The organism is Vibrio sp. V19_P1S1T109 (assembly GCF_002241375.1).
GTDB classification, from domain to species: Bacteria; Pseudomonadota; Gammaproteobacteria; order Enterobacterales; family Vibrionaceae; genus Vibrio; species Vibrio anguillarum.
Genome location: NZ_NDIM01000050.1, coordinates 1 through 6,538 on the forward strand (window position 1 = coordinate 1; position 6,538 = coordinate 6,538).

The window sequence follows — 6,538 nt, forward strand, 5'->3', positions numbered from 1 at the left end:
AGCTAATGTAACAATCTGATATTAAAAATAAAAAAGGCATCGATTTTAAGTCGGTGCCTTTTGTGCTTTTATGCAATAGTTTTATAAATCAATGGTTTTATGAATCAAGGTCTTGTTGAACCAACCTTTAGTCGTATTCAACATTAAACAGCGCTTCCATGTTCAAGCCTTGTTTAACCAAGATCTCTCTCAAACGACGTAGGCCTTCCACTTGAATTTGACGAACTCGTTCACGAGTTAAGTTAATTTCGCGCCCTACCTCTTCTAAGGTGGACGGTTCATAACCTAATAGTCCAAAACGGCGTGCAAGTACCTCTTTTTGTTTTGGGTTTAGTTCATCTAACCAATTCAGTAGTGATTCACGGATATCATCATCTTGCGTAGAAATTTCAGGATCAGAGTTGTTCGCATCTGGGATGATATCGAGTAGTGCTTTATCACCATCGCCGCCAATCGGTGTATCAACAGAACTGATACGCTCGTTAAGACGCAGCATTTTACTGACATCTTCTACTGGCTTATCCAGTTGGAACGCAATTTCTTCTGCGGTAGGTTCATGATCTAACTTCTGCGATAGCTCGCGAGCCGTACGAAGGTAGATATTCAACTCTTTAACGACGTGAATTGGCAAACGGATAGTGCGCGTTTGGTTCATTAATGCACGTTCAATGGTTTGACGGATCCACCAAGTAGCATAGGTTGAGAATCTAAAGCCACGTTCTGGATCAAATTTTTCTACCGCACGGATCAAGCCTAAATTACCCTCTTCAATTAGATCGAGTAAAGCTAAGCCACGATTACCATAACGGCGAGAAATTTTAACGACCAAACGTAAGTTACTTTCGATCATGCGTTTACGAGCAGCTTCATCGCCTCTCAGTGAACGACGAGCATAAAGTACTTCTTCTTGAGCTGTTAATAATGGAGAAAAACCAATCTCGCTAAGATACATCTGTGTTGCATCTAAGCTTTTTGTTGACGCATCAAACCCTTCTTTGGCATCTTCGATTTGAACATCGTCATCGCTTTGGCTTTTAGTGGTGGTGAGTTCTTCATCAACCTCAATCGAATCCATGATCTCTTGGTCTTCAAACTCTTCGACTTTCGTTACTGCATTGCTGATACTCATAGCGCCTCCCCCTGGCGAGCTAGCAAGACATTACTACTTTCTAATGTCGCTACATGACTCTTTCAAGTATGTTTACGGTAAGTAGCGTTTTGGATTCACCGACTTACCTTGATAACGAATTTCAAAGTGTAAACGAACACTACTGGTTCCTGAGCTGCCCATGGTTGCTATTTTTTGGCCAGCTTTAACACTTTGTCCTTCTTTTACCAGTAACCGATCGTTATGAGCATAAGCACTGAGGTAGTTATCATTATGTTTAACAATCACAAGATTGCCGTAACCTCTTAATGCATTTCCCGAATAGACAACGGTTCCTGCAGCAGTTGATAAAATGGATTGACCACGCTGTCCTGCGATATCGATCCCTTTATTTCCTTGATCGCCTGCTGAAAAGTTTTTAATTATTCTCCCTTGTGTCGGCCATAACCATTTTGAAACTTTATCATCTTTTGGTTTAGCAAAGGTTACATTAGCATTAACATTTTGCTTACCTTTTGAATCAACATACTCTTTTGATTTCGATTGTTCAACTACCTTAGGAGGATCTTTCTTTGCGACTTTGGTCGAAGAACTTGCGGCATTAGATCCACTATTTTGATTAGAGTTTTTACTCACTCCGTCTACAACCATTGGGGGGGAAACTAAGCCAGCCATTGTGCTCGAAGGGGTTGCAGCCACAATGACTTCTGTTACACCATTACCACCGTAAGCCGGAGGCGTGTAATTGGGGATCCATAATTTGAGTTTTTGACCGGGATGAATGGTGTAAGGTTTTTTTAAATTATTGAAACGGATCAAGTCGTTTACATTTTTATCTGTGACATAAGATATAAAATAGAGCGTATCGCCTTTTTGCACTTCGTAAAAACTGCCGCGATAACTACCACGAGGAATGGCATTATAGTCTTTATTGAGCCCAGAAACGGGTGCTGGAGTATGAGCAGCACATCCGATAAGGACGCTACTAATTAGCACCATTATTACTCTGTTTCTTAGGTTACTCATCATCACTAGGCTAAATCACCGGCAACTAAAGGAACAAAACGCACCATCTCAATGGTGTTAGAAATAAAATCATCGCCTTGGCGAACTATTTTCAATAACTGTTGCTCACTACTGCCGACAGGGATCACTAAACGGCCACCTTCCGCAAGCTGATCAAGCAGCGCATTTGGGACAAATTCGGCCGCCGCCGTAACAATGATCGCATCAAAAGGGGCTTTAGCATCCCAGCCCAACCAGCCATCACCATGCTTAGTCGAGACGTTATAAATATCCAATTGCTTTAAACGACGCTTGGCACCCCACTGTAATGACTTGATCCGTTCAATCGAATACACGTGCTCAACCAACTGGGCAAGCACAGCGGTTTGATAACCCGATCCTGTGCCAATTTCTAAGACCTTACTCTGCGGCTCAAGTTCTAAAAGCTGCGTCATTTTTGCCACAATGTAAGGTTGTGAAATCGTTTGTCCTTGGCCTATCGGCAAGGCATTGTTGTCATAGGCTTGATGCATCATCGCCTGAGAAACAAAGCTTTCTCTTGGCAAACAATGAATGGCATCCAAAACGGTTTGATCTTGGATACCATTCGCGATCAGAAATTCAATTAATCTGTCGGCATGTGGATTGGCCATTACCCTTTTTCCTTCAACCAGTTATCCATACTTGGCAGTGACTCATGAGCCGTGAGATCAACCTGCAAGGGCGTCAAGGAGACATAGCCATGCTCAATCGCATAGAAATCAGTCCCTTGCCCTGCATCTTGCTCTTTACCCGGAGGACCTAACCAATAAATATCATGCCCACGAGGATCTTTCTGCTTAATCATACTTTCTGCGTGATGGCGAGCACCTAAACGCGTCACTTGAATACCCGCTAACTCCTCAAATGGACGATCTGGTACGTTCACATTCAATAATCGATTGGTTGGGATCGGGGCATTGAGATGCTGTTCGACCAACTGGCGTGCTATCTGGGCTGCCGTAGTAAAATTAGCCGTCCCGACCAATGAAAACGCGATCGCTTGCACCCCAAGAAAGTGCCCTTCCATCGCCGCCGCAACCGTGCCCGAATAGAGCACGTCATCGCCCAAATTCGCACCATGATTGATGCCTGTCAGCACCAAATCAGGCAGATCATCTTTGAGCAGTTCATTGAGTGCAAAATGCACACAATCGGTTGGTGTGCCTTGCACTGAATAGGTATTGGGTGCAATGAGATCCACACGAAGCGGCTGCTCTAATGTCAGCGAATTGGAGGCTCCTGACCGATTACGATCCGGCGCGACAATCACGATCTCGGCGAGATCCGCCAGCGCGCGTGCTAGGGTATTTAAACCTTGCGCGTATACACCATCATCATTGCTTAATAAAATCTTCATCGAGTTTTTTCCTTAGAACTCGCGTTCAACCGCTATCTCTTCAACCAATTCACGAATGACTGAGGTAGCAAAACTTCCTGCATCTAAATCAAAACGTAACGTCACATTGTCTTGTTCAACTGTCCAAGAAAGATTCTGCGGCTTAAGCATCAGCGCCCGGCGCTCATGACGCATACGATTGCTGCGGATCAGTGCCATCAAGTCAGGTTCAGCATCAAGGTGAACTTGTTCTAAATCTAAAGCCTCACCTTGCGTCGGTAGTGCGTTATCGCCCGCCAAAGCAGCACTTATTTGCACTTCATTCAATGCCAGTTTGTTATTGAGATCGGTAAGATTCGCCAAGGTGACTAAGGTCGTTTTCTCTCCCTCAAGTGCGATATCTCCTTCGATAAATTGATGTAACTTATCTTGCTCGATACGGGCAGAGACAATTTGGTTGAAAATCCACGAACGGGCCGCCGAGAGATACAAACTGCGCTGATTTTGGTTACGTGAACGCACGTTCTCTTTTCCCCAGCGACGCGCTTCACTGAGGTTATTGCCGTGATTGCCAAAACGTTGGCTACCAAAATAATTAGGCACACCGTGAGTGGCAATGTGCTCTAATCGCGTCACTACTTCGGCGGTGTCGGTGACTTCAGAAAGCGTGATTTCAAAATGATTGCCAACTAAATCACCGGGGCGCAACTTTTTATTGTGACGCGTAATTTCCAGAATTTCGATGCTCGGATATTGAGCCAAAAACTCGGTGAAATCTGGCGTCTCACCTTTTGGTAAATGTACACTGAGCCACTGCTGCGTAACCGCATGACGATCTTTCAGACCAGCCCAACTCACATCTTTTGATTTCACACCACATGCTTTAGCCAATTCATTGACCACAAAACTGGTATTTTCACCAGTTTTACGAATATGAACCATTAAGTGTTCACCACTTCCTGCCAGTTCGAATCCTAAGTCTTCAATCACTTTAAAGTGCTCTGGCTTGGCTTTTATTTTGGCTTTAGCGGCTGGTTTACCACAAAGGTAAGCCAATGAAGATAATATATCTGACATGTTTTCATCCATCGCTGACGCGAGTTGGCGGTAATAATAAAAACAGCGACGCATGAGCCGCTATTGCGCGTTACTGAGCGTGCCATTCGTTGGCGGTAGTCCATCAATAACGTGTTTTTACATAGAAGGAGAGGTAAGTGAATTACCATTACCTCTTCAATTTGTTGGGTCGTTTTATTAAGGCAATATTATGCTTTGATCAACCGTGCATTTAATCTGTAGTACATTTGATCAATAAGACAACCGCTTCGCAAGCAATACCTTCTTTGCGCCCAGTGAAACCAAGGCGCTCGGTTGTGGTTGCTTTGACGTTAATATTATCTAGCGTCGTTTCAAGATCTTGCGCAATGGCAGCGCACATCGCTTCAATATACGGCGCCATCTTCGGCGCTTGCGCGATAATGGTGACGTCGGCATTTCCTAAACGGTAGCCTTGCGCTTTCACACGGCGATAGACATCTTTCAATAATTCACGGCTATCTGCCCCTTTCCATTTATCATCGGTATCGGGGAAATGGCGGCCAATATCACCTGCGGCAATCGCGCCAAGCAGCGCATCACTTAAAGCATGCAAGGCGACATCACCATCGGAATGAGCAATTAAGCCTTGCTCATAAGGAACGGCAATTCCCCCAATGATGACTGGGCCTTCACCGCCAAACTTATGAACATCAAAACCGTGGCCAATTCTAATCATGGTTATTTCCTATTGCGGCTAGTGAGGAAGTACGACCTAAATAAAACTCAGCTAAAGCGAGATCTTCGGGTTGCGTAATTTTGAGATTATCCGCTCGCCCAGCGACCAACGCTGGATGTAACCCTTGCCACTCCATTGCGGATGCTTCATCGGTGATGATGACTTGCTGATCTAATGCGTCCGACAAAGCCTCAAAAAGCGGCTTGGCTCTAAACATCTGGGGGGTGAGTGCGTGCCATAATGCAACGCGATCAACGGTATGATCAATGTTGTTTTCGCCATCAGCACGCTTCATTGTGTCTCGAACGGGTGCAGCTAAAATCGCACCTACCGGATGCTCTTTAGCTGTCGTAATCAATCGGTCAATATCTGCAAAAGTAAGACAAGGCCGCGCTGCATCATGCACGAGAACCCATTCACCTAGGGAATTAGCTAAAACATATTGCAGCGCCGAGAGCACCGAGTCGGCTCGCTCTTGACCACCGCTGACGCTAATAACATTGGGATTAGTGGCTAATGGCAGAGCAAAATAGTAAGGATCATCGTCACTGACGGCGACAACAACGCGATCAATATTAGGGTGCGCGAGCAGCGTCGCTATTGTGTGTTCGAGAACGGTTTTGTTGTGTATGGTTAAATACTGTTTCGGACGATCTGCTTGCATTCGGCTGCCAACACCAGCAGCCGGTACAATCGCGGTAAGAGAAAGCGTACTGTGCGGCATTTATTGACTATCCTCACCGACCAATCGATAGAAAGTTTCACCTTCTTTTATCATTCCTAATTCATGACGCGCTCGCTCTTCAATCGCGTCCAATCCTTGTCGTAAATCATCAATTTCGACGAACATTTCCGAATTTCGTAGCGTTAGGTTTTCGTTTACTTGTTGCTGCACGTCAATTTCATCGACAATGGTTCGATAATCAGCAATGCCATTTTTACCGAGCCACAAATCGTACTGTAATAAACCGAATAATAACGCCAATGTCACCGCAAAAAGTCGCATCACATCTATAACCATTCAAAACGCTCACTATGAAAGAGAACGTAAACGATAAACAAAGCGTGCTGTTTAAAAAAAGTGACGCTCTAACACAGCACGAAAATGATGGCTATTTATATCACAAGCCTTTATTTAACTCATCATTAGGAACGCAAATAAGCCGCCACCCAGAATTAAACGGTAAATGACAAACGGAGTCATACCCATTTTAGAAATCAGTTTTAAGAAGAAATGGATACAAATATAAGCACTGATAAAGGAGGTCAGGAT

The 6,538-nt window shown here is 44.4% G+C and carries 9 protein-coding genes; all 9 read right to left on the reverse strand.

Going from position 1 to position 6,538, the window contains the following annotated elements; genetic code table 11:
- Positions 1-127: 127 nt before the first annotated feature.
- The gene (rpoS, locus tag B9J87_RS02490) at positions 128-1,129 is read right to left on the reverse strand and encodes an RNA polymerase sigma factor RpoS (protein WP_017047531.1); all 1,002 of its coding nucleotides are present in this window, start codon (positions 1,127-1,129) and stop codon (positions 128-130) included.
- A 72-nt stretch (positions 1,130-1,201) separates the two neighbouring features.
- Positions 1,202-2,134, reverse strand: a complete 933-nt coding sequence (nlpD, locus tag B9J87_RS02495) for a murein hydrolase activator NlpD (protein WP_041769244.1) — start codon at positions 2,132-2,134, stop codon at positions 1,202-1,204.
- A gap of 5 nt (positions 2,135-2,139) precedes the next feature.
- Complete coding sequence (locus B9J87_RS02500; protein ID WP_094149297.1) at positions 2,140-2,766, reverse strand: protein-L-isoaspartate(D-aspartate) O-methyltransferase; 627 nt, start codon at positions 2,764-2,766, stop codon at positions 2,140-2,142.
- Positions 2,766-3,512: a 5'/3'-nucleotidase SurE gene (gene surE, locus B9J87_RS02505; protein WP_010320454.1), complete on the reverse strand. Its 747-nt coding sequence runs from the start codon at positions 3,510-3,512 to the stop codon at positions 2,766-2,768. Before surE ends, B9J87_RS02500 begins: the two co-directional genes overlap by 1 nt.
- A 12-nt stretch (positions 3,513-3,524) precedes the next feature.
- Positions 3,525-4,622: a tRNA pseudouridine(13) synthase TruD gene (gene truD / locus B9J87_RS02510; RefSeq protein WP_094149298.1), complete on the reverse strand. Its 1,098-nt coding sequence runs from the start codon at positions 4,620-4,622 to the stop codon at positions 3,525-3,527.
- Positions 4,623-4,779: 157 nt separating this feature from the next.
- Entirely contained in the window at positions 4,780-5,265 is a 486-nt protein-coding gene (ispF, locus tag B9J87_RS02515) for a 2-C-methyl-D-erythritol 2,4-cyclodiphosphate synthase (protein WP_013857718.1), read from the reverse strand.
- On the reverse strand, positions 5,258-5,989 hold the full coding sequence (gene ispD, locus B9J87_RS02520; protein WP_094149299.1) for a 2-C-methyl-D-erythritol 4-phosphate cytidylyltransferase: 732 nt from the start codon (positions 5,987-5,989) through the stop codon (positions 5,258-5,260). Before ispD ends, ispF begins: the two co-directional genes overlap by 8 nt.
- Positions 5,990-6,271: a cell division protein FtsB gene (gene ftsB / locus B9J87_RS02525; RefSeq protein WP_026027578.1), complete on the reverse strand. Its 282-nt coding sequence runs from the start codon at positions 6,269-6,271 to the stop codon at positions 5,990-5,992.
- A 129-nt stretch (positions 6,272-6,400) separates the two neighbouring features.
- Positions 6,401-6,538: undecaprenyl-diphosphate phosphatase (locus B9J87_RS02530; RefSeq protein WP_303396256.1), on the reverse strand; the 138-nt coding region annotated here is incomplete at its 5' end.